The following is a 20,967-nucleotide window of genomic DNA, read 5'->3' as shown; positions in this document are numbered from 1 at the left end:
AGAACATGTTCACGACGTCAATCGAGCCATCCCTGTCCCGGCGCAGCCTTGTAAAATTGCGCAAGCGGCTCGCAGCATTGACCCTGACAGGCGTGTTTGTTCTGCTGTTTTCTTTCTTCTTTATCCAAAAGACCCTGTATGACAGTGCGGTCGAACATGCCAGCGCCCAGCTTGAAGCAACAGCCTATCGTTTGGGATCGATGTTGCTGCAGCATCGCGATGTTAATCTGCAAACAATTGTCGAAGACAATTCCGGCATTACGATTGGCGTGTTGAACAATCAGCTTCAACAGATTGACGGTTTTATCCCGCCACATTTGATCGAGGACCTTGCCGAATATATCGGGAAGCAGAAAGCCAGTCGCGATTCGCTTCTGTGTGTTCATGGGCAGCAGGTCATGGTGATGGCCTATAGCAAATTACCGCAAATTGACCGGATTGTGGTTGCCTTTACCCCGCGCAGCACATTGATGGAAAACTGGCGTGATGCCATCATTTTGCATGCGTTGCTGTTTGTTATGGCCATGGCCATTTTATGTGGCTTGTCCGTATGGTTATGGCAGCGCCTTAAACGCCAACACATGCGGGCCGCCCACCTTGCAGAGCATTTCAGCGATACTGAAAACACCCTGTCAGAATGCGGCTGTGCCGTGATCAGTTGGCCGATAAGCACCGAAGACGGGAAACTCAGCACGCAAATGAACTGGCCGGAAATTTTGGGCCCGACAGATGAAACGGTCGGTCCATATATGACGGCATTTCTTGATCGCCTGTCGCCGGCCTCCCGCGAGAAGCTGCGTGGACCTTTGATCGACAATATCTGGCCCGATGCCCGTGTTGGCGCAATGGTCGATATCCGCACTGACACCAACCTGATGCAACGATTTTATCTGATGGCGCATCGTTTCGACGATAATGAGCGTGGCTTCATTTCGGTTTTGCTCCTTGAAACCGCCGCCCAGCAGGAACTTTGCCATCCGTTTGAAACCTATCTGCATCACACCCCTGAACCATCGGTTGCGATTGACGAAGACGGCATTTTGCGTGGCTTCAGCCCTGCCCTTGAAGAATTGGTTGGCCTGCAGCTTAACAAACATATCGGACAAGCTTTCTTTAAGCTGTTTGAGCCCGAAGACCAACAAGCCGCGATGGCTGCATTTCATCGGAAACACGGAAAGCAGCAAGCTGACGATGGCAAATCCATTCTGCGTCTGCGCGACCGCAACGGCGATTTACGATGGTTGTCATGGCACGGGATTGGTCCGTTTGATGGCATGGTCTTTGGCAGTGCGCGCGATGTGACAGAATTTGTTGAGAACGCCAACAAGCTGCGCGACACAATGGATCAACTGAAACGCAGCAATGAAGACCTTGAACAGTTTGCCTATGTTGCCTCCCACGATTTGCAACAACCGCTGCGCATGGTGGCAAGCTATACCCAGCTTCTTAAGCGACGCTATGGCGGAACCCTTGACCAGGAAGCCGACGAGTATATTGATTATGCGGTTGATGGCGCAAAACGGATGCACAAGCTGATCAGTCATCTGCTTGAATATGCCAAAACCGGAACCAACGAGGATTTTGTCGAAATCGACTGCAATCAGGTCTTGAACGAAGCGCAGGCGGACCTGAAAGCCGACATTGCACAGGAACAGGCAACCATCATTCATGGGGGCTTACCGACCATCAAGGGGGATCGTATCGCCCTGTCGCGCCTGTTTTTGAACCTGCTGTCCAATGCGATCAAATATCGTCGTCCCGGCGTGGCCCCACATATTGAAATCACCGTAGAACCCGATCCGGTCAATAGCGAATTCTGGCGATTTGCCATTCGCGATAACGGCATTGGCATTCACCCGGAACATGCCCAACGTATCTTCCGCTTGTTCCAGCGCCTGCATAAGGATGAGTTTTCCGGCACCGGGCTTGGGTTATCCCTGTGCCGTAAAATCGTTGAACAGCATGGCGGGCGCATCTGGCTTGACACCACCCGCCCGATCAGCGATCCCGGCGCAACCATCATCTTTACCCTTCGCGCCAATCGCGCAGAATACCCCCCGAGCTAACGCATTTCACGCAGTTGCGCTGAAATTCTGTCCCGTTTACCGACCAGAAATGGCAAGCATATTGCTTGTGAGACGAGGTTAAATGGACGGCCGGGTAAAAGCTGCCCTGTCTTGGCGATGGAGTATTGCATGTTCAAAATCACTAACCTATCGCGGCCCTCAGTCAAAAGCATGGTCGCAATGCTGGGTCTTGTGACCCTGAGTGCGTGTGGTTCTGACATGCGGACCATGAATGACAGCCACATGCAAAATCTTGCCCATTACTTCGCTACCCATGAACCGGGTGAACCCTTACCGCGCGGGTGGCGGAAGCTGAATGGTGCGGAAATCAATTACCGTTTCGTACACGAAACATATGCCATCTACTCAATCGACGAGGATGAGCAGCTTCTTGTCCTGCATCTCTATGACAATGGCGAAGGCCGTCTTGAGGCTGATGATGATCGCGAACGCTGTGTTTGGAACAGCATGATGGATCAGCTAACCATCGAATGCGACGACACGGATATGGAATGGCACATCTTTACCAATGGTCCCGATTTGATCGCACTTGATCTGGATGAAGATGAATATGCCATCCTGCGCAAACGCCCCGGTCGGTAAATTAATCCCTATTGCACTAAATGCCTAGGCTCAGGGCTTATCCCAACACTTCAATCAAATAAAAACGGGCCGCACCAGGCGACCCGTTTTTGATATTTTGTTGGCTAGGTGCGTTTCGCGCTTACGCGCGCAGACTACCGCCTGTTGCTTTTTCAACCGCATCGACGACCTTTTTGCAGACCGCTTCAATTTCTTCTTCGGTCAAGGTTGCCTTGGTCGGCTGTAGCGTGATCGAAAACGCCAGTGACTTCTTGCCATCTTCAATGCCTTTGCCCGCGTAAAGATCGAAGATCACCACGTCGCTGATCAAATTACGATCAGCACTGCGTGCGGCTTTAATGATCGCTTCGGCTTTGACGTCCGCATCCATCAGGAAGGCAAAGTCGCGTTCAACCGACTGGAAGCTTGATGCATTCAGAGCCGGACGCGAGGTGCCTTTTTTCTTTGGCATCGGAACGTTTTCAACAAACAGCTCAAACGCCACAACCCGACCTTTTACGTCCAGCGCCTTAAGAACTTTCGGGTGTAATTCACCGAAATAGCCAAGCACGTTTTTCGGACCCAACTGCAAAGCAGCCGAACGGCCCGGATGATACCAGCTTGGCGCGCCATCGGTGTTGACCTGAACGTTGGCGGCGTTGGTGCCAAGGGATTCAAGCAAGGCTTCTGCATCGGCCTTAACATCAAACACATCAACATCACGGCGCGACCCCGTCCAGCTACGCTGTGTGGTTGCACCAGAACGAAGGCCCGCTGCCACCAAACGCTGATCGCCCGGTTGATCGCCAAAGAATTCCGGACCAACTTCAAACAGCGCCAAATCAGCAAAACCGCGTGCCTGATTACGACCTGCAGCCGCAATCATGTTGATCAACGCATTGGGCCGCATAACATCAAGATCAGAACTGATCGGGTTGGCCAAAAACAGACCTTCTTTAAGCTCGCCAAACAGCTTTGCCCAACGAGAATCGGTAAAGGCCCATGTCACGGTTTCATACAGACCGCGCGATGCCAGAACACGGCGGGTCAGACCAATGCGCTTTTGCATCGGTGACAAAGCCGGAACCGGAAGACTGGTTTCACGTTCCAGCGCAACGGTCGGAATTTTGTCATAGCCGACAATACGCAGGACTTCTTCGACCAGATCGGCTTCGCCAATGACATCCGGGCGCCATGTTGGTGCCACTGCGGTAATGACCGGTGCAGAACCGCTCACCTCAAAGCCAAGCGATGTCAGGATTTCAATCGCACGATCCGCTTCAACGGCAACACCGCCAAGTTCACGAATGCGATCAATGCGCAGCTCAAAGCTGTTGCGCGGGTTTGGAACTTCGCCCGTTTTGACAACGTTCGAAACTTCACCCCCACAGATTTCCGTAATCAGATGGGTGGCAACTTCCATGCCCCACGCAATCGATTGCGGGTCAACACCACGTTCAAAACGATAGCGTGCATCAGAATTAATCTGCAGTTTACGCCCGGTCTTGGCCACGCTGATCGGATCAAACAGCGCACACTCGACAAACACGTTGACTGTGTCTTCAAGGCAGCCGGTTTCTTCGCCACCGATGATGCCACCAATGCCAAGTGCCTTTGCCGTATCGGCAATGACAACCATGGTGTCAGACAGCGTGTATTCCTTGTTATCAAGGGCCGCAATCTTTTCACCATTGGTCGCGTAACGCACATTGATGTCACCCGACAATTTGTCGGCATCAAACACATGTAATGGACGACCGAGATCGTGGGTGACCAAATTGGTGATATCGACAAGGGCCGAAATCGGACGCAGGCCGATGGCTTCCAGACGGGCTTTAAGCCAATCGGGGCTTTGCGCATTTTTCACACCGCGGATATAGCGGCCATAGAATGCCGGAACCGCGTTGTTTGCCGCGATATCGCTGTTGATCGTGACACCAACCGGGCTGTCAAACGTACCGGCAACGGCTTCCTGACGTGGATCGACTTTAAGCGACCCAAGACCGGCAGCCGCCAAATCACGGGCAATCCCGCGCACACCTGTGCAATCGGGGCGGTTCGGGGTCAGACCGATTTCAATGATCGGATCATCAGCCCCCAGAACAGTTGCAACCGGCGCACCGATTTCAGCGTCTTCTGGCAGCTCGATGATGCCGTCATGGTCTTCGCCCAAGCAGAGCTCCCGGGTGGAGCACATCATGCCCTGACTTTCGATGCCACGGATTTTGCCCGGTTTGAGCTTGGAGCCATCAATCGGAATGATCGCGCCTGGCTGTGCGAGTGCGACTTTAAGGCCGGTGCGGGCGTTTGGCGCACCACAGACAACCTGAATGATCTTGTCACCGGTATTAACCCGGCACAATTTCAGACGATCGGCATCAGGATGCTGACCTGCTTCTTCGATATGGGCGACACGAATGTCGGCCAATGCGGCGGCGCGGTCGGTAAGACCTTCGATTTCCAGACCGATATCGGTCAGTTTTTCGGCAACCACATCGATTGAAGCATCAGTATCAAGATGCTGTTTTAACCAGTTAAATGTGAACTTCATGATCTCAGCCCCTTACCATGTTCGGTACATCCAGCGGCACGAAACCATAATGTTTCAGCCAGCGCAGATCGGTATCGAAGAAGGTGCGAAGATCAGGAATGCCGTATTTCAACATGGCGATACGTTCGATCCCCATGCCAAAGGCAAAGCCCTGATATTCTTCCGGGTCAAGACCACAAGCGCTGAGCACGCGCGGGTGAACCATGCCACAGCCGAGAATTTCCAGCCAATCGTCGCCTTCGCCAATTTTCAATTCCCCACCTTTGCGCGAACACCCGATATCCATTTCGGCACTCGGTTCGGTAAACGGGAAGAAGCTTGGACGGTAGCGCACAGGCACATCATCAAGTTCGAAATAGGTTTTCACGAACTCAAGCAGGCAGCCTTTAAGGTGACCCATATGGGTTTTCTTGTCGATCACCAGGCCTTCGACCTGATGGAACATCGGCGTATGGGTCATGTCGCTATCTGAACGATAGGTCCGCCCCGGCGCAATGATTCGGATTGGCGGGGTTTTGTTCTGCATGGTTCTGATCTGCACAGGCGATGTATGGGTGCGCAGCACAAGACGCGACCCGTCTTCGCCTTCGGGCAGATAGAAGGTATCTTGCATTTCACGCGCGGGATGTTCCGGCGGAATGTTAAGTGCTGTAAAGTTATGGAAATCGTCTTCGACGTCGGGGCCTTCCGCCAGTGCAAAGCCCATCTCGCCAAAAATCGAGACAATTTCGTCAATCGTCTGGCTGATCGGGTGAATGCGGCCTGCGGTTTCATCCGGGCGCGATGACAAGGTCACGTCGATCCGCTCGCCAGAAAGACGTGCCTCAAGGGCTGCATCTTCAAGACCATTCTTGCGGGTTTCGATTGCGCCTGCAACCTGGTCTTTGACCGCGTTTAACGTCTGACCAAATTCACGACGCTGATCGGGGTCCATCTTGCCAAGGTTTTTCATAAGGCCGGTAATGCGGCCTTTCTTGCCAAGGGCGCTGATGCGGACATCTTCAAGTGCGGTCAGATCAACCGCATTTTCGACTTCCGCCAGAACCTCTTCGCGCAATGCTTCGATGTTTTCCATAACTTCCGACGCTTTGGCTTGGGTTTAAAAAAACAAAAAGAACGTAAAAACAAGAAAGGGGACGGCCAATATGGCCGCCCCCGATCAAATCAGGCAAGTGCCTATATAAACCTTTTTACAAAGGTTTATTAGCCGAGTGCAGCCTGCGCCTGAGTTACCAGAGCTTTGAAAGCTTCTGGTTCACGCACTGCGATGTCAGCAAGCACCTTGCGGTCCAGTTCAACGCCAGCCTTCTTAAGGCCGTTCATGAACTGCGAATAGCTCAGACCGTTGTCACGTGCACCAGCGTTGATACGCTGAATCCAGAGCGAGCGGAACTGGCGTTTCTTAACGCGACGATCGCGGTATGCATACTGCAGACCTTTTTCCACAGCCTGAACGGCGGTGCGGAATGTATTTTTGCGGCGACCGCGGTAACCCTTGGCAGCCTTAATAACCTTGCGGTGACGGGCGTGTGAAGACACGCCCCCTTTTACACGAGCCATTTAACTCTCCTTCACCTTAACCGTACGGCAGGAATTTTTTGACGATGCGGGCGTCTGCGTCACAGAGGATCTCTGTGCCACGTGCCTGGCGCTTCATCTTGGTCGATTTCGCAGTCAGAAGGTGGCGCTTGTTTGCCACGTTGTGACGCACTTTCCCGCTTGCGGTCAGGCGAAAGCGTTTTTTCGCACTCGCTTTAGTCTTCATCTTGGGCATTTTTCTATCCTTGCATAAGCAATGAAAACGAAATCCCCCACGGCGGCTGGGCATGCCCTGAAAGTTCATAACAAACTCTCCAGCCTCACCACCTGTTTTGGGGACGGGTGGTTATAGACTCCGGAATTGCCTTTTTCAAGGACCAATTCACCCCTTTCCCCTTGCTTTTTGCGGGCCTGACCCGCCATTGTGCCTTTGCTTCGCCCGAGCTTACCTCATCTGCCAACCTTATTTCAGCTATCTGACTGAAGATATGACACAAATCACCTCTATCATTCTGCCCTTCTTCGCACTGATAGGCCTTGGCTGGATTGGTGGCAAATTCAAAATCGTTTCGCCCGACGGCATGCGCGGTATCAATGGATTTGTCTTTTACTTTGCCTTACCGGCCCTTTTGTTCCGGGCATTGGCAACCCGAACCCCGGCTGAGATTTGGCAACCTGATATCATGTTGGCCTATGGCGGGGCGACATTGCTCGTCTATGGCGGATCACGTTTGATCGCGGCCAAGATGTTCGGTCTTGATCCAGCCAGTCAGACACTGTTTTCCTTTGCCGGGACCATGCCAAATGTCGGCTTTATGGGTCTTCCTTTGATCATTGGGCTATTGGGGCCAGAGGCCATCGTGCCAGTGATCGTCGCCCTTGCCTTTGACTTGATTGTCATGCTGTCACTTTCATTATTGCTGCTTGAAGGGGCCAAGCATGCCAATGGCACAAACCCGACAGGCAAGATCATACGCGGTGCGCTGACCAATCCGGTTGTTCTGGCCATTATTCTCGGGGTTATTGCCAGTTCGCTTAACCTGAGCTGGCCAAACGGGGTGGATTATCTTTTGGAACTGCTGGGCGGAAGTGCAGGCCCTGCGGCACTTTTTGCCATTGGCGTTGCCCTTGTTGGACGCCCGATTGCCGAAAAGCGCGCGGAACTTCTCGCCATGTCCTTTGCCAAGCTTATTGTCCATCCGCTTGCAGTCTTTGTCGGATTTTACATTGTCGGGACAGTTGCCGACCTTGAAACCAAGGCCGTATTGCTGCTTGCGGCCCTGCCGACCGCAGGCAACGTCTTCGTCGTTGCCACCACCTATGATCGCTATATCGTGCGAAGCTCTTCGATTGTGCTGGTGACCACGGCCGTCGGTGTGATCAGCTTTTCGCTCTTCTCACTTTATATCGACCCTATCGTCGGCCTTCTGACCGGCACCACCCCATAGGCACGTAAAACCGGCCCACAGAAATTCGCCGCACGGCTAAGCATGCGGTAAAGCCTGAGCACTACAACAATAATTAAATTGGGATCGTGGTGAGGTTATCTGATCAAACAGCCGTTTTGATCGTATGGGCCCGGCCGATCCACTTTTCGACTCGGCTCATCAGCTTTTCACGGTTGATCGGCTTTAAGACAAAATCATTGCCACCAGCCGCAACACCACCGCGAAGGTCTTCTTCCCCCTGACGGGCCGTCACATAGATGATGGCACAGGCCAGATCGGGGAAATAGGTCCGCACATTAAGGGCGGTTTCAAAACCGTTCATATCCGGCATCATGATATCGAGCAGGATGATGCGCGGGCGCTTGGTTTTAAGAAGCTTGAGCAGGTCCTTGCCCGAGGAAACACCCTGAAACATGAAACCGCCGCTTTCGACGATTCGTTTCAGTAAGACCAAGCTCTTGGGGTCATCATCGACTCCAACGATCAGAAGATCATTTCCAGCTGGCATGGCATTCCCTCTTTGGCTTGGACCTTTTGGGGCAGAACGGCAAAACGCCGCGTATTAACGCGGCGCCAGTACCATAATCATAACACGGCCTTCCATCTTAGGCATCATTTCCGGCTTGGCGAGGTCCTCTAGGTCCCCCGAGAAGCGCTGGAGCATGCTAAGACCGAGATCCTGGTGAGCCATTTCACGTCCGCGGAAGCGCAACGTAACCTTCACCTTGTCTCCACCGCCAAGAAACTTCTGCGCGGCACGCAGTTTGACATTGTAGTCATGGATATCGATGTTCGGACGGAGTTTGATCTCCTTGACCTCGATAACCTTCTGTTTCTTTTTGGCCTCGTTCTGCTTCTTGCTTTGTTCGTATTTGAACTTGCCGTAGTCGATCAGCTTGCACACAGGCGGTTCAGCATTGGGAGCGACTTCGACGAGATCGAGTCCAACTTCCGCTGCCTTTTCAATGCCTTCACGCACCGTCATCGGGTCGGACATATTGCCTTCAGCGTCGACAACACAGATGGCTCGGGCTTTGATATCCTCATTGACGCGCGGACCGTCCTTGGTCGGCTGCATCGGTTTGCGTGGTCGTGCTATGGATAATCTCCTATGGTAATCAAACAAATCGGTCAGAAACAGAAACAAGGAAAGCACCGCTGCGTTCAACAGTGTTTTCCTCAAGACCTGACCTAGCATATCTGTATACGTTCAGAAAGCAATGTTTTTAGGCAATTACACTGGTTGCAAAGCGCCATTTTCTGCGCCTTTGCTTTAGAGCACCCAGATCAATGCCAGTCTGGAAATTTTAATCGGTCAGATCAAGCCGACGACAGACTTCTTCCATGACCCGATTTACCGTCAATTGCCGCAAATCACTTTCACGCACAATACTGACCGCATTTTTGCCAATCCCGCGTGGCGCGCTAAGCTTGGGATCAGATTCACGTGAAAAAAGCACAATTGATGGCGCACCGGCAGCAGCGGCAATATGCATCGGCCCGGTATCATTGCCAATTGCAAGGACCGACCGTGCGGCCAAGGATGCAATATCGAGAAATCCGGTTCGCCCCATCAGATTGCGTGCCTTTGGGCACATCTGATCAATCTTGCTTAGAACGTCACTTTCCTTATCCGTGCCAATCAGCAACGGGGTTAAGCGATAATCTGCAAGTTTTTTGGCCAGCAACCCGAAACGCTCAGCCGGCCAACGCTTTGCCGGACGATGCGGCGCACCACCAGGACAAATCAGGACAAACGGGCTTCGAATGCCAAACCGATCCAATTCGATGTCCGGACCGGCAATAAAAGGTGCAGGCACATCCATGATGCCCGCATCAGCAAGCTGATCTGCCGTACGGTCAATCGAATGCATGTTGTCGCGGTCCGGATTGGCATGCGGATGCGAACATCCTCTGGCAATGCCTGACCATTCCGGTTTGGGCCCCGGCCAGAACAGCTTGTAGTAAAAACCACTTCGGTCTGATGTTTGCAGATCATAGACCCGATCGAACTTACCATTTCGCAGGAAACGACGCAGTGCCAAAACTTCGCGCGGCTGGGTCAGTTTCGGCCGACGGTCAATCGCAATGGAGTCAAAGAAACCGCTGGCCTTGATCAAATCAACATAGGGTCGTGTTGTCAGAACCGTAATATGTGCGTTCGGATGTGCTGCACGAATGGCCGCAAACGGCCCCATCGCCAAAATGACATCGCCCAACGCCGAAAGCTTGATCACAAGAATCCGCTCACGGGCAGGTTCATTGGTTTGCACAGCGTATTCCTCATCCACAGCTATAACTGCAGTGTCCTGCACAGTGTCAACTTTCCGATCTGTCATGCTGCGGTCCTGGAAGCGCGCTTAAGTGCCTTGGCATAAACGCCAAGTGTTCTTTCGGCCATTTGCTCAAGCGAGAATTCATCAATCACGTGCTGGCGCCCTTTGGCTGCGAGTCTCGCGCGTTTTTCCGGGGTTAAGCTAAGTACCTGAATAAGCGCACGCGACAGCTGCTCAACCTCATTTGGGCTTACCAGCCAACCGGTCTCGCCCGGTAAAACCGTTTCCATTGCGCCGCCATGAGCGGTCGAAATAACGGGCCTGCCCATCGCCTGTGCTTCGGATGGAATACGACCGAATGCTTCTGGCTGAATGGAAGGACAGGCAACCACATCTGCCAACATATAGGCTGCTGGCATATCCGCGCAGTGATCGACAATATGGACAACGTCTTCCAGACCCAGCTTGCCTGTAAGCTGCAGGATTTCATCGCGATAGCCAGTTCGGCCCTGATCAGACCCGACAATCAGGCACCTGATCTTACGATGGCCCAACTCTTCAAGCACTGCTGGCAAAGCGCGGATCAGGAAACAATGCCCTTTCCAGCGCGTGATGCGTCCGGGCAACATGATGACATATTCTTCACCATCCAGACGCCACTGGTTTGACAACGTGATCAGGCGTTCCTGACTGACATTCTCCGGATTGAACAGGTCAACATTGGTGCCGCGTGGCACAATGTTCAAACGTTCCGGATCGACTTTGTAAAATTTATTGATGTGATTGGCGATGTGCTTGGAAATTGCAATCACCTGATCGCCCATGGTCATGATCGCGTTATAGCGACGCTTGAACGGATTGGTGTATCCGGAATACGTCCCATGGAAGGTCGTCACAAACGGAATACCTGCTTTCCGCGCAGCAAAATAGGCACTCCAGGCCGGCGCACGTGAGCGGGCGTGAATAATATCAACACCTTCGTCACGGATAAGCTTTACCAGCGCATCGATGTTTTTGCGCATGGTCAGGATATTCTTTGATTTCAGCGGCAAATTGATATGTGTGGCACCAAAGCGTGCCAATTCACGCTCAAGCCTTCCCCCTTGGGATGCGACAAGTGCCTTGCCACCGCCATCAACAATTGCACGTGCAATATCGACCGTGCCACGCTCCACACCACCGGCGCCAAGTTCGGGCAACACCTGCAAAATTACTGCAGGACGATAGTCACCACCTTGCGCTTGGGGCTCTGATCGATAGACTGTTTCTGTCATTACTTCTGACGCGCTCATGCAACTCCAACCATCAACACCCAAGGATTCCGCCCCGGATGACACATGACATGCCGACGCCACAGCTTGAAAAGCCTAAATATCTTAACCGGCCTGACGGATTGAAAATCGCATACCATCACGTGCCGGGCAAGCAATCTGACGTACAGGCGCCCAATACTCCTGGGGTTATGTTCCTTGGCGGTTTCATGTCAGACATGACCGGCACCAAGGCAACCCATCTTGAAACACACTGCATTCGGCAGGGGGTGGCTTATACCCGCTTTGACTATTCCGGTCACGGACAATCGTCGGGTAAATTTGCCGATGGCACAATCGGTCAATGGGCTGCTGATGCCATTGCCATTCTTGATGAAATCACCAAAGGTCCACAGATACTTGTCGGCTCTTCCATGGGCGGCTGGATCATGCTGCTAACTGCCCTTGCCCGCAAAGAACGGGTTGCCGGTCTGGTGGGCATTGCAGCGGCCCCGGACTTCACCGAAGATTTGATGTGGGCGCAATTTAGCGAAGCCCAGAAAAAAACGATCATGGACGAAGGTGCATTGATCGAACCGACTGAATATGGCGATGATCCTTACACAATCACCCGTGATTTGATCGAAGATGGTCGCAATCAGCTGTTATTGCGCAAACCGCTTGCGCTTAGCTGCCCGGTCCGCTTGGTTCAGGGGATGCAGGACCCTGATGTGCCATGGCAAACCGCCATTCGCCTGACTGAAGCACTGGTAAGCGATGATGTGCGGGTTGATCTGATCAAGACAGGTGATCATCGCCTGTCTGAACCCGATCAACTTGACGTCATAACCAAACATATTGATGAAATGATTGCGCAGACGGCAGGTTAACCCGCCGTCTGCGCATTTGGGGCCCGCCCCAAGACCACTAAGGGAATTCAGGCAAGAACAACCATCTCGTCCTGAACCTTGACCGCTACGGGTTCCAGTACATCCCCCATGCAGGGGCCAGATACGCATTCGCCATCTTCAATGCGAAAACGCGCACCATGGGTCGAACAAATGATTTCACCGCCAAATTCACTGATGAATTCATCTGGTTCCATATCAAGCGGAACCCCGACATGCGGGCAACTGTTCACATAACCAAAAACGCCTTGGTCACTGCGGACAACGAAAATGCCCTTATCTCCCAGATGAAGCCCCTTGGCGCCTGTCGCATCAAGATCGGAAAGCTTGCACAAAACAGTGCCTGCTTTTGGCAGATCACTCATGGTGCAACGCCACCCATTTCACAGATGGCAGACCAGGATGCATCATCAATCGGCATCACGGACAAACGCGACTGTTTCAGTAATGAAAGATCGGCAAAACGCGGATCCGCTTTGATATCGGCAAGGCTCACAGGCAATTTTAACGGCTTGACCGTTTTAAAATCAACCTGAACAAACTTGTCCTTGGCATCGGTTGGATCGGGATAGAATTCGCGCACCACTTCGACAATGCCAACAATGCGTTTTTCATTTACCGAATGATAAAAGAACGCTTTATCACCAATTTGCATGGTGCGCAAATTCTTGGCTGCCTGATGGTTTCGCACACCATCCCAGCCCTCGACACCCTTCTTGACCTGATCGTCCCACGACCAGCTTCCCGGTTCGGTTTTGATCAGCCAATATGCCATGGATCAGAAAACCTTCTTGAACGGACGGATCACAACGGATTCAAAAAGACCGGCTTTGCCATAAGGATCATTCGCGGCAAATTCACGGGCATCTTCGATTTTATCAAAATCGATAATAAAGACCGAACCGTTCATGCCTTCCATATCAGGATCAAGGGTCGGGCCTGCTGCAACGATGCGATCAGCAAAACCGTCCTTGATATAGGCAATATGGTCATCACGATTGGCCTTACGAACATCAAGGTGGCCGGGCTTATCAACACAACGGATATAGAAATGCATGGACTGCTTCCTGCTTTTTTATGAGATCAATGCCCATAAACTGCCAGAAGGTCGTCGCATTCTCAAGCCGAACCAATTGGGAGTGCAATTCAGACGTTCAAATTAGTCCGCTGCTTCAAGCTCATCGCGGAACGGGCGCTGCAACAAGGCATTGATCGTACTGCGCAAATCAGCACCGTGATTGGCCACCTGATCGACGGCCGAACAGATCGGCATTTCAATGCCGTATTTCTCAGCAACCGCTGTGATAGAGGCCGCCGTATGAACGCCTTCGGTCACCGAGCGACGTTCACCCAGAATATCTTCGGATTTCCGGCCTTCGCCAAGTGCGACGCCAAAAGTGTAGTTACGTGACAAAGTTCCCGTACAGGTCAGGGTTAAATCCCCAAGTCCTGCCAGCCCCATCATGGTTTCAACCCGGCCCCCCATGGCACCTGCCAACCGCGACATTTCGGCAATACCGCGGGTAATCAGGGCAGCACGGGCATTATCGCCAAGTGCAAGCCCCGCAACCACACCACTTGCAATCGCCAGAACGTTTTTGATCGCACCGGCAACTTCAACACCGGCAACATCGGTGCTGAAATAAGGGCGGAATTCAGGTGTCCCAATCAGTTCAACCAGACGCTTGCCCAACACCCGATCTTCACAGGCAAGGGTGATGGCGGCTGGCAAGCCAACGGCAACTTCCTGCGCAAAGGTCGGACCAGAAAGGACGGCAACCGGAACATTGCCAAGGGTTTCTGTTACGACCTGCGCCATCAAGGCACCGGTTTGTTTTTCAATGCCCTTACAGCAAATCACCGCAGGCAGGCCATCGACCCAATGGGCGGCAAGTTTGGTCAGGGTTTCACGAAGATGCTGTGCCGGGGTCACCAACAAAACTGCATCAGAATCGCGCAATCCGTCATAAGTGGTGGTCGCACGCAAGGCACCGGGCAAAGAAACACCGGGCAAGTAAAGATCATTTTCGCCCTTGGTGTTGATCCGGTCTGCCAATTCCGGATTGCGCAAAATCAGTTCGACATCTTCACCGGCACGCACCGCCTGCACAGCCAAAGCCGTTCCCCAGGCACCGCCACCAACAACTGTAATGCGCTTTTTCATGTCTTGTGTTCCGGCAAAATGTGAAGTCGCTCTTTATCTTTCGGTAAGACGACCAAGGGGTCTGTCAGTACCCTAATGCCCTATGCCTTAACGCCCGCCCCCGGACGTTTAGGGGCCTCGGGATCAAGCGGCCAGCGCGGGCGTGGTTTGAAATCAAGATCATCGCGTTCACCAAGGCGGAACCGTTCCAGCCCGGCCCAGGCAATCATCGCGGCATTATCGGTACAAAGATCAAGGGGTGGTGCTACCAGCTGCATCCCTGCCTGATCAGTCAGTTCTGTTAAACGCCCACGCAGATATTTGTTGGCGGCAACCCCGCCCGCCAGAACCAGCGTCTTACCGGTCGGATAATCACGCATGAACTCAAACACTGCGTTTCTGGTCCGATCAATCAGGGTATCGCCCACCGCACGTTGGAATGATGCGGCAAGGTCGGCTTTGACTTCCTCGGTCTGCTGGTCAATCGGGAACCCGTCCATATAGGTTCGGACCGCCGTTTTAAGCCCCGAGAATGAAAAATCACAGCCAGCGCGGCCACGCAAAGGGCGCGGCAGACCAAACCGGTTCGGATTGCCCTTGGTTGCAATCTGTTCCAGTGCCGGACCGCCGGGATAACCCAGCCCCATCATCTTGGCGGTTTTATCAAATGCCTCGCCAACCGCATCATCAATGGTGGTGCCAATACGTTTGTATTTGCCAACTCCTTCGACGATCAGAACCTGACAATGGCCGCCAGACACCAGCAACAGCAAATATGGAAACGGCACATCGTCGGTCAAACGCACGGTAAGGGCATGACCTTCAAGATGGTTCACCGCAAGAAATGGTTTTTGAGCAGCGAAAGCAATCGCCTTGGCTGTCATGGTTCCGACCATCACCCCGCCAATCAGGCCCGGCCCCCCGGTACAAGCGACCGCATCAAGATCAGAAAATTCAAGACCGGCATCATCCATGGCTTCGGCCACCAGACGATCAAGATGTTCAAGATGCGCGCGGGCGGCAATTTCGGGAACAACCCCGCCATAAGGGCGATGATCATCAAGCTGGGACAAAACACGGTTTGCCAATATCTCGCGCTTGTCATTTACGACAGCAGCGGCGGTTTCATCACAGCTTGTTTCGATACCAAGTACGATCATGCTTTTGATCCGGTCAGGGTCTGCCAAAAGTCCGGCAATCGGAATCCAATATACGCGTCGCGCAGATGTAGCGGAAACTTTACCTGCTTTCCACCCCCGAGCGGCGCATTTGCCATATGCAGTTATCGCGTTTCACGCATGGTTTCGGCGATAACAAAGCCGCAATTCCCCGGCAGTCCGTCAACATAGATCAATGAAATATGCCGAGGCCTGACTAAAATCACGATGATATTGAACCAAAATTTTCAGCCCCGAACCGCTCCGCCAGACCTTGTTTTCAAACAGTTTTAAGACTAAGACTCCACCCATGACAGATACAGTAAAACTTCGCATTGGCACCCGTGGTTCGCCCTTGGCCTTGGCCCAAGCGCACGAGGTCCGTGACAAACTGGCAGCCGCCCATCCCGAACTTGCGCAAGATAGCGCAATTGCCATTACCGTGATCACAACGACCGGCGACAAGATCCTTGATCGCGCCCTGTCTGAGATCGGTGGCAAGGGCCTGTTCACTAAGGAAATCGACGATGCCCTGATGGGCGGGGAAATCGACCTTGCTGTGCACAGTATGAAGGATGTCCCGACCGTGCTTCCAGATGGCATGATCTTGCCAACCATTCTGCCGCGCGAAGATGTCCGAGATGCGTTTATTTCATTGAAATATAAAAGCTTCGCCGAAATGCCTGCGGGATCTGTCATCGGATCCGCATCCCTTCGCCGTCAGGCCATGATCCTGAACAAATACCCGGATCTTAAAGTCATCACCTTCCGCGGGAATGTTCAGACACGCCTGCGCAAACTTGGCGAAGAACAGGTCGATGCGACATTGCTGGCGATGGCCGGACTGAACCGTTTGGGTCAGCCCGAAATCGCCACCGCGCCAATTGCCGAAGACGATATGTTACCTGCCGTTGCCCAAGGGGCGATAGGCATCACCATTCGCCAACAAGATACCCGGACCAAAAACTGGATCGCGGCCCTGCATTGTGAAACCTCGGCCATTCGTGTCGCAGCTGAACGTGCCGCCCTTCGTGCATTGGATGGATCATGTCGAACTCCGATTGCGGCCTTGGCCGAATTCCAGGATGACGGCAGTTTGCGTCTGCGTGTCTCGATCGTGCGCCCGGATGGCAGTGAACGGCTTGATACCGAACGCAGAATTGCTAATCCGGATATTCAAACTGCAATGGCTGCTGGCACCGATGCCGGTGAAGAGCTGAAACAGCGTGGCGGGCCAGACTTTATTTCGGCCTGATCAAAAACTGACGGGAACGTAGATGGGACCATTGGTTTTAAATACTCGGCCCGACACTGATTCTGCTGAGCTTATTGCTGCGCTGGAAACGCGTGGCTACCGTCATGTGTCCGCACCTATGTTGCACATCGCGTTCCCTGAACCGGAAATGCCGCTTGATACCACCCCCTATCAGGGCCTGATTTTTACATCCGCCAACGGGGTTCGGGCCTTTGTCCGGCTATCTGATAATCGCAGTCTGCCTGCTTTGTGCGTTGGCGATGCCACGGCGCGCATGTGTCATGAACTGGGATTTGAGCACATCCGCTCAGCCAATGGCGACATTCATGATCTCGCCGCCCTCATTCGGGGAAATATTGATCCGGCTACGGGTCCGCTTTTCCATCCCGCAGCGCGCAAAACCGCCGGTGATCTTGGACAAATTCTGCGTGAGGATGGCTATCAAATTGATCGACAAACGGTCTATGAAGCCCATGCCAGTACCGAACTGCCACAAGATGCTTTGGATGCTTTAATCAGGCATGATGTTGATACAGTTTTATTTTTCTCTCCCCGCACTGCGGAAACCTTTGTTAAGCTGGTGCACAGCTATAAGCTTGAAGGGGATTTGGCCGGGGTAAGTGCAATTTGCTTAAGCCCGGCGGTGCAATCGCGGATATCTAACCTTACATGGCATAGAACGCACGTTGCATCACAACCAACACAAGAATACCTTCTTTCTTTGTTAGATCAGTCCCTTTCGTAATGGCTTCCTGCGCCTAACGCCGTTTTGGGCATAACCGCAAACTGCAATGGTCCGATCGTGAAAAAACCAGAAACGCCGAAACCAACTGCTCCCGCAAAATCGGCCGATAGCGAAAAATCGTCCGAAACCATTTCCGTTGATAGCAAAGGCAATGCGAGTCCGGATCCCAAAAAGGCGGATGCCTCACAAGCGGCAAAATCGGACACAACCAGCGCAGACAAAGCCAAACCGGCTGACAGCGCGGGCGCAAAACCGGCAACCACTCACGCCCCGATCAAACCGGGCGGCGGTTCAAAAACCGATGACAGTGCGAAGAACACCAGCGCTGTCACCAAGGAAACTGCAAAATCCAAAGGTGGTGGTGGTAAGACCCTTCTGTTGTTTGTGATCATTATCGTTGGTGCCCTTGCAGCGGGCTGGTTGACCCGCGCGTTCTGGTGGCGCGATGCCGAACCGATTTTGACCCAGTATGTCCCCGATCAAATCCTGGCTGAAATCACGCCAGAAGGATTTGGCACCGCGGATGATCAAAACAATGACATTGCGCTCACCAATGAACCGAGCACATCAACCCCGGCGTCAGACGACAGCACAAACACCCCTCCCGCCCCCAATGAAGACGCGGCGATGACCGAAAAGGATGACGGCGAACTCCAGTCCGAGGATTTGCTGCCAAGCCTATCTGATAGCGCCTCCGAAATGGTCAATGCCGATGCGATCCCCGATGGATCGGTTGTCATTGATCCGGCCTTGACCGAACGCCTGTCGCGACTGGAAGGCACGATTGATGCCCTGCGCGAACGTCTGAGCAATGAACGTGGCGATACCCTAAGCAACACAGTTGCGCGCCGCATGGCCGAGATCGAAACCCGATCCACCCCGATCGAAGAACTTGCCCGCGTTGAAAGCGAACTTGCCGGTGTCGCCAATGAAATGCGCGAACTTTCCGCACGCCTGTCGACAATGGAAGAAGAAGTCCGCGCGACTGCCGGCCTGCGGGTGGAAAGCCGTGGTCAGGCAATTGCCATGGCCGTCACCATCCTGCGTGATGCTTTGCAGCGCGGCGGACCTTTCGTCATTGCCCTGAACCAGCTTGAACGCAGTGCCGGTGATGACGCCATGATTGCCGAACAGATCGCGATCCTTAAGCCCCTTGCCGATCAAGGGGCACCGACCATCGAAAAGCTGCGTCAATCCTTCCCGGCTATGGCTCAGCAAGCCGTTCAGGCCGCGACCGATGATCATTCGGGCAGTGTCCTTGAAGCCACTTGGGCCAATATCAAAAAGCTGGTTCCGGTCCGTCGCGTCGATGCTGCAGGTGAAGAATCGCTTGAAGGCCGTCTGGTTCTTGCTGAAAACGCCCTTGCCCAAGATGACCTTGATGCTGCTGTTACAGCCCTTCAAGGAGTCGAAGGAGAACACGCATATGCTGCGGTCAGTGAATGGCTTAGAGAAGCCGAACGCCGCCAAACCCTTAACGCCGCGATCGCCAGCCTCAGCGCACATGCCATCAGTCTTCTGACCGGGACGGAGGGCAGCCAATGATCCGTCTTCTGACCTTTGTCCTTATTACCACTGCCTTGGTTTTCTGCACAGTCTGGTTTGCCAATAACCCCGGCAACATGACGATTGTCTGGCTTGGCTATCGTTTTGATGGCTCCATTGGCATGGTTGCCCTTGGTCTGCTTGCCCTGACCGCAGTTCTGGTTCTGGTATGGCGCGGCTGGACAATGATTGCCAATTCACCGGGCTGGGTCGGTCGCCTTCTGGGCAGCCGCCGTCGCAAAAAAGGCCAACAGGCCCTGACCATGGGATTGCTTGAACTGGCATCGGGCGATGTCCGTCAGGCGTTGAAACATACTCGTGCGGTGGATCGTTATCTCGAAGATGACACCCTGACCCGTCTTTTGACCGCACAGGCAGCAGAGCTTGATGGCGACAATGATGCCGCCAAGCGCCAGTTTGAAGCAATGCTTGAAAAACCCGACTCGGCGTTCTTTGGTCTGCGCGGATTGCTGCAACTGGCCCTGAAATCCGATGATCGGGGCGCTGCCCTTGATTACGCCGAACGTGCCCATCGGTTGCGCCCGCGTAATCCGGCAGTGATCGTCACGCTGTTTGATTTGCTGCTGACGTCCAAACGCTGGGACCGTGCGCTGAGCCTTTTGGTCGATGCGCAAAAGGCATCGGTGTTTGGCGAACAGGAACTTACCCATCGACGCGCCTTATTGATTACAGCAAAGGCAGAAGATGCCATCGCATCGGGTGAAAATGCCGAAGCAATCAAACTTCTGCGCAAGGCGCTTAACGCAGCCGGTGACTTTACCGGTGCGGCAGTCTTGCTGGCCGGTCTTTATCGCGATTTGAAACAGGATGGCAAGGCGCGTGAAGCCGTGATGCAAAGCTGGCGCGTTGCACCGTCTGCCGCCCTTGGTGCGATTTACCGTGAAACACTTACCGGTGATCCACTGGCCAAGGTTAAATCCGTTGAAAAACTGGTGGCAACCAACCCCGATCATATCGAAAGCCAGATTGTTCTTGCCGAAGCTGCCCTTGAAGCTGACCTTTGGGGCATTGCGCGACACAACATTGAAAAGGCCATGGCGACCAAGGCTGAAGCCCGCCATTACCGTCTACTGGCCGATCTGGAATTGCGTGAAAATCAGGATGGCGCCAAGGCACGTGATCTTCTGATCAAGGCAAGTCACGCCAATACGGACCCTGATTGGCGGTGTGGGGCTTGTGGTACTGAAACAGATCGATGGGTGGTTTCCTGTCCGTCTTGTCATTCGTTTGGCAGCGTTGAATGGCGCGCGCCATTGCGAGTGCATCAGGATGACGCCCCCAAGCCACGCGATGACACTCAAACGGCAGGTGTTACCGCCCCCGCCGCGATCGAGCAGGATGGTGCCATCATTGAACATAGTAACGATGATGCAACCGCCACAAAACCGACCGAAAAGGGCACACAACCTGCTCTTTAAGGTCAGCCAGGACGGTGCTTTATCACCCAAGACAAACAAAAACCCCGGGGACATGCCCCGGGG

General features: G+C 53.3%; 21 protein-coding genes. 8 read left to right on the top strand and 13 right to left on the bottom strand.

Features of this window, described 5'->3' with window-relative positions:
* Positions 1-5: 5 nt before the first annotated feature.
* Positions 6-2,066, top strand: coding sequence for a sensor histidine kinase (locus ACQ0MK_RS18680; protein ID WP_430473885.1), 2,061 nt, complete (start codon positions 6-8; stop codon positions 2,064-2,066).
* A gap of 129 nt (positions 2,067-2,195) precedes the next feature.
* Positions 2,196-2,669, top strand: a complete 474-nt coding sequence (locus ACQ0MK_RS18675; protein ID WP_430473884.1) for a hypothetical protein — start codon at positions 2,196-2,198, stop codon at positions 2,667-2,669.
* 121 nt (positions 2,670-2,790) lie between these two features.
* Here the strand turns inward: ACQ0MK_RS18675 and pheT are convergent, their stop codons facing one another.
* From pheT to rpmI, 4 genes are all read right to left on the bottom strand, one after another.
* The gene (pheT, locus tag ACQ0MK_RS18670) at positions 2,791-5,199 is read right to left on the bottom strand and encodes a phenylalanine--tRNA ligase subunit beta (RefSeq protein ID WP_430473883.1); all 2,409 of its coding nucleotides are present in this window, start codon (positions 5,197-5,199) and stop codon (positions 2,791-2,793) included.
* A gap of 4 nt (positions 5,200-5,203) precedes the next feature.
* Positions 5,204-6,274 (bottom strand): phenylalanine--tRNA ligase subunit alpha, encoded by a 1,071-nt coding sequence (pheS, locus tag ACQ0MK_RS18665; protein WP_430473882.1) that lies wholly within the window; start codon positions 6,272-6,274, stop codon positions 5,204-5,206.
* A 128-nt stretch (positions 6,275-6,402) separates the two neighbouring features.
* Entirely contained in the window at positions 6,403-6,759 is a 357-nt protein-coding gene (gene rplT, locus ACQ0MK_RS18660) for a 50S ribosomal protein L20 (protein WP_430473881.1), read from the bottom strand.
* 16 nt (positions 6,760-6,775) lie between these two features.
* Positions 6,776-6,973, bottom strand: coding sequence for a 50S ribosomal protein L35 (rpmI, locus tag ACQ0MK_RS18655; RefSeq protein WP_350043637.1), 198 nt, complete (start codon positions 6,971-6,973; stop codon positions 6,776-6,778).
* Between the two features lie 253 nt (positions 6,974-7,226).
* On the opposite strand from rpmI, the gene ACQ0MK_RS18650 reads away from it, so the two are divergent.
* Positions 7,227-8,186, top strand: a complete 960-nt coding sequence (locus tag ACQ0MK_RS18650; RefSeq protein ID WP_430473880.1) for an AEC family transporter — start codon at positions 7,227-7,229, stop codon at positions 8,184-8,186.
* Positions 8,187-8,289: 103 nt separating this feature from the next.
* Here the strand turns inward: ACQ0MK_RS18650 and ACQ0MK_RS18645 are convergent, their stop codons facing one another.
* From ACQ0MK_RS18645 to ACQ0MK_RS18630, 4 genes are all read right to left on the bottom strand, one after another.
* Positions 8,290-8,694, bottom strand: a complete 405-nt coding sequence (locus ACQ0MK_RS18645) for a response regulator (protein WP_350043635.1) — start codon at positions 8,692-8,694, stop codon at positions 8,290-8,292.
* Between the two features lie 54 nt (positions 8,695-8,748).
* Positions 8,749-9,264 (bottom strand): translation initiation factor IF-3, encoded by a 516-nt coding sequence (gene infC / locus ACQ0MK_RS18640; RefSeq protein ID WP_350043673.1) that lies wholly within the window; start codon positions 9,262-9,264, stop codon positions 8,749-8,751.
* A gap of 229 nt (positions 9,265-9,493) precedes the next feature.
* Positions 9,494-10,384: a glycosyltransferase family 9 protein gene (locus tag ACQ0MK_RS18635; protein WP_430476048.1), complete on the bottom strand. Its 891-nt coding sequence runs from the start codon at positions 10,382-10,384 to the stop codon at positions 9,494-9,496.
* A 137-nt stretch (positions 10,385-10,521) separates the two neighbouring features.
* Complete coding sequence (locus ACQ0MK_RS18630; protein WP_430473879.1) at positions 10,522-11,754, bottom strand: glycosyltransferase family 4 protein; 1,233 nt, start codon at positions 11,752-11,754, stop codon at positions 10,522-10,524.
* Positions 11,755-11,792: 38 nt separating this feature from the next.
* Here ACQ0MK_RS18630 and ACQ0MK_RS18625 point away from each other — a divergent pair, with 38 nt between their 5' ends.
* Positions 11,793-12,602, top strand: a complete 810-nt coding sequence (locus ACQ0MK_RS18625) for an alpha/beta hydrolase (protein WP_430473878.1) — start codon at positions 11,793-11,795, stop codon at positions 12,600-12,602.
* A 47-nt stretch (positions 12,603-12,649) separates the two neighbouring features.
* On the opposite strand, the gene ACQ0MK_RS18620 is transcribed toward ACQ0MK_RS18625, so the two are convergent.
* From ACQ0MK_RS18620 to tsaD, 5 genes are all read right to left on the bottom strand, one after another.
* Positions 12,650-12,985: a Rieske (2Fe-2S) protein gene (locus ACQ0MK_RS18620; protein WP_430473877.1), complete on the bottom strand. Its 336-nt coding sequence runs from the start codon at positions 12,983-12,985 to the stop codon at positions 12,650-12,652.
* Complete coding sequence (locus ACQ0MK_RS18615; protein ID WP_430473876.1) at positions 12,982-13,395, bottom strand: EVE domain-containing protein; 414 nt, start codon at positions 13,393-13,395, stop codon at positions 12,982-12,984. Before ACQ0MK_RS18615 ends, ACQ0MK_RS18620 begins: the two co-directional genes overlap by 4 nt.
* A 3-nt stretch (positions 13,396-13,398) precedes the next feature.
* Positions 13,399-13,677 carry a YciI family protein gene (locus tag ACQ0MK_RS18610; protein ID WP_350044911.1) on the bottom strand — a complete coding sequence of 93 codons (279 nt, stop codon included), beginning with the start codon at positions 13,675-13,677 and terminating at the stop codon, positions 13,399-13,401.
* 102 nt (positions 13,678-13,779) lie between these two features.
* A complete protein-coding gene (locus ACQ0MK_RS18605) occupies positions 13,780-14,784 on the bottom strand; it encodes an NAD(P)H-dependent glycerol-3-phosphate dehydrogenase (protein WP_350159720.1) in 1,005 nt (334 codons plus the stop codon).
* 80 nt (positions 14,785-14,864) lie between these two features.
* Positions 14,865-15,923, bottom strand: coding sequence for a tRNA (adenosine(37)-N6)-threonylcarbamoyltransferase complex transferase subunit TsaD (gene tsaD, locus ACQ0MK_RS18600; RefSeq protein WP_350043628.1), 1,059 nt, complete (start codon positions 15,921-15,923; stop codon positions 14,865-14,867).
* Positions 15,924-16,230: 307 nt separating this feature from the next.
* Here tsaD and hemC point away from each other — a divergent pair, with 307 nt between their 5' ends.
* From hemC to ACQ0MK_RS18580, 4 genes are read left to right on the top strand one after another with little or no spacing between them, the layout of a single operon-like run.
* A complete protein-coding gene (gene hemC / locus ACQ0MK_RS18595; RefSeq protein WP_430473875.1) occupies positions 16,231-17,175 on the top strand; it encodes a hydroxymethylbilane synthase in 945 nt (314 codons plus the stop codon).
* A 22-nt stretch (positions 17,176-17,197) separates the two neighbouring features.
* A complete protein-coding gene (locus ACQ0MK_RS18590; RefSeq protein ID WP_430473874.1) occupies positions 17,198-17,920 on the top strand; it encodes a uroporphyrinogen-III synthase in 723 nt (240 codons plus the stop codon).
* 57 nt (positions 17,921-17,977) lie between these two features.
* Positions 17,978-19,465: a COG4223 family protein gene (locus ACQ0MK_RS18585; protein WP_430473873.1), complete on the top strand. Its 1,488-nt coding sequence runs from the start codon at positions 17,978-17,980 to the stop codon at positions 19,463-19,465.
* Complete coding sequence (locus tag ACQ0MK_RS18580; protein WP_430473872.1) at positions 19,462-20,904, top strand: heme biosynthesis protein HemY; 1,443 nt, start codon at positions 19,462-19,464, stop codon at positions 20,902-20,904. The genes ACQ0MK_RS18585 and ACQ0MK_RS18580 overlap by 4 nt, the downstream gene beginning before the upstream one ends.
* Positions 20,905-20,967 lie beyond the last annotated feature (63 nt).

The sequence above is a fragment of the Thalassospira lucentensis genome, assembly GCF_050516545.1.
GTDB classification, from domain to species: Bacteria; Pseudomonadota; Alphaproteobacteria; order Rhodospirillales; family Thalassospiraceae; genus Thalassospira; species Thalassospira lucentensis_C.
Note: the sequence above shows the minus strand (reverse complement) of the source record. Positions and strands in the feature narration are given on the sequence as shown.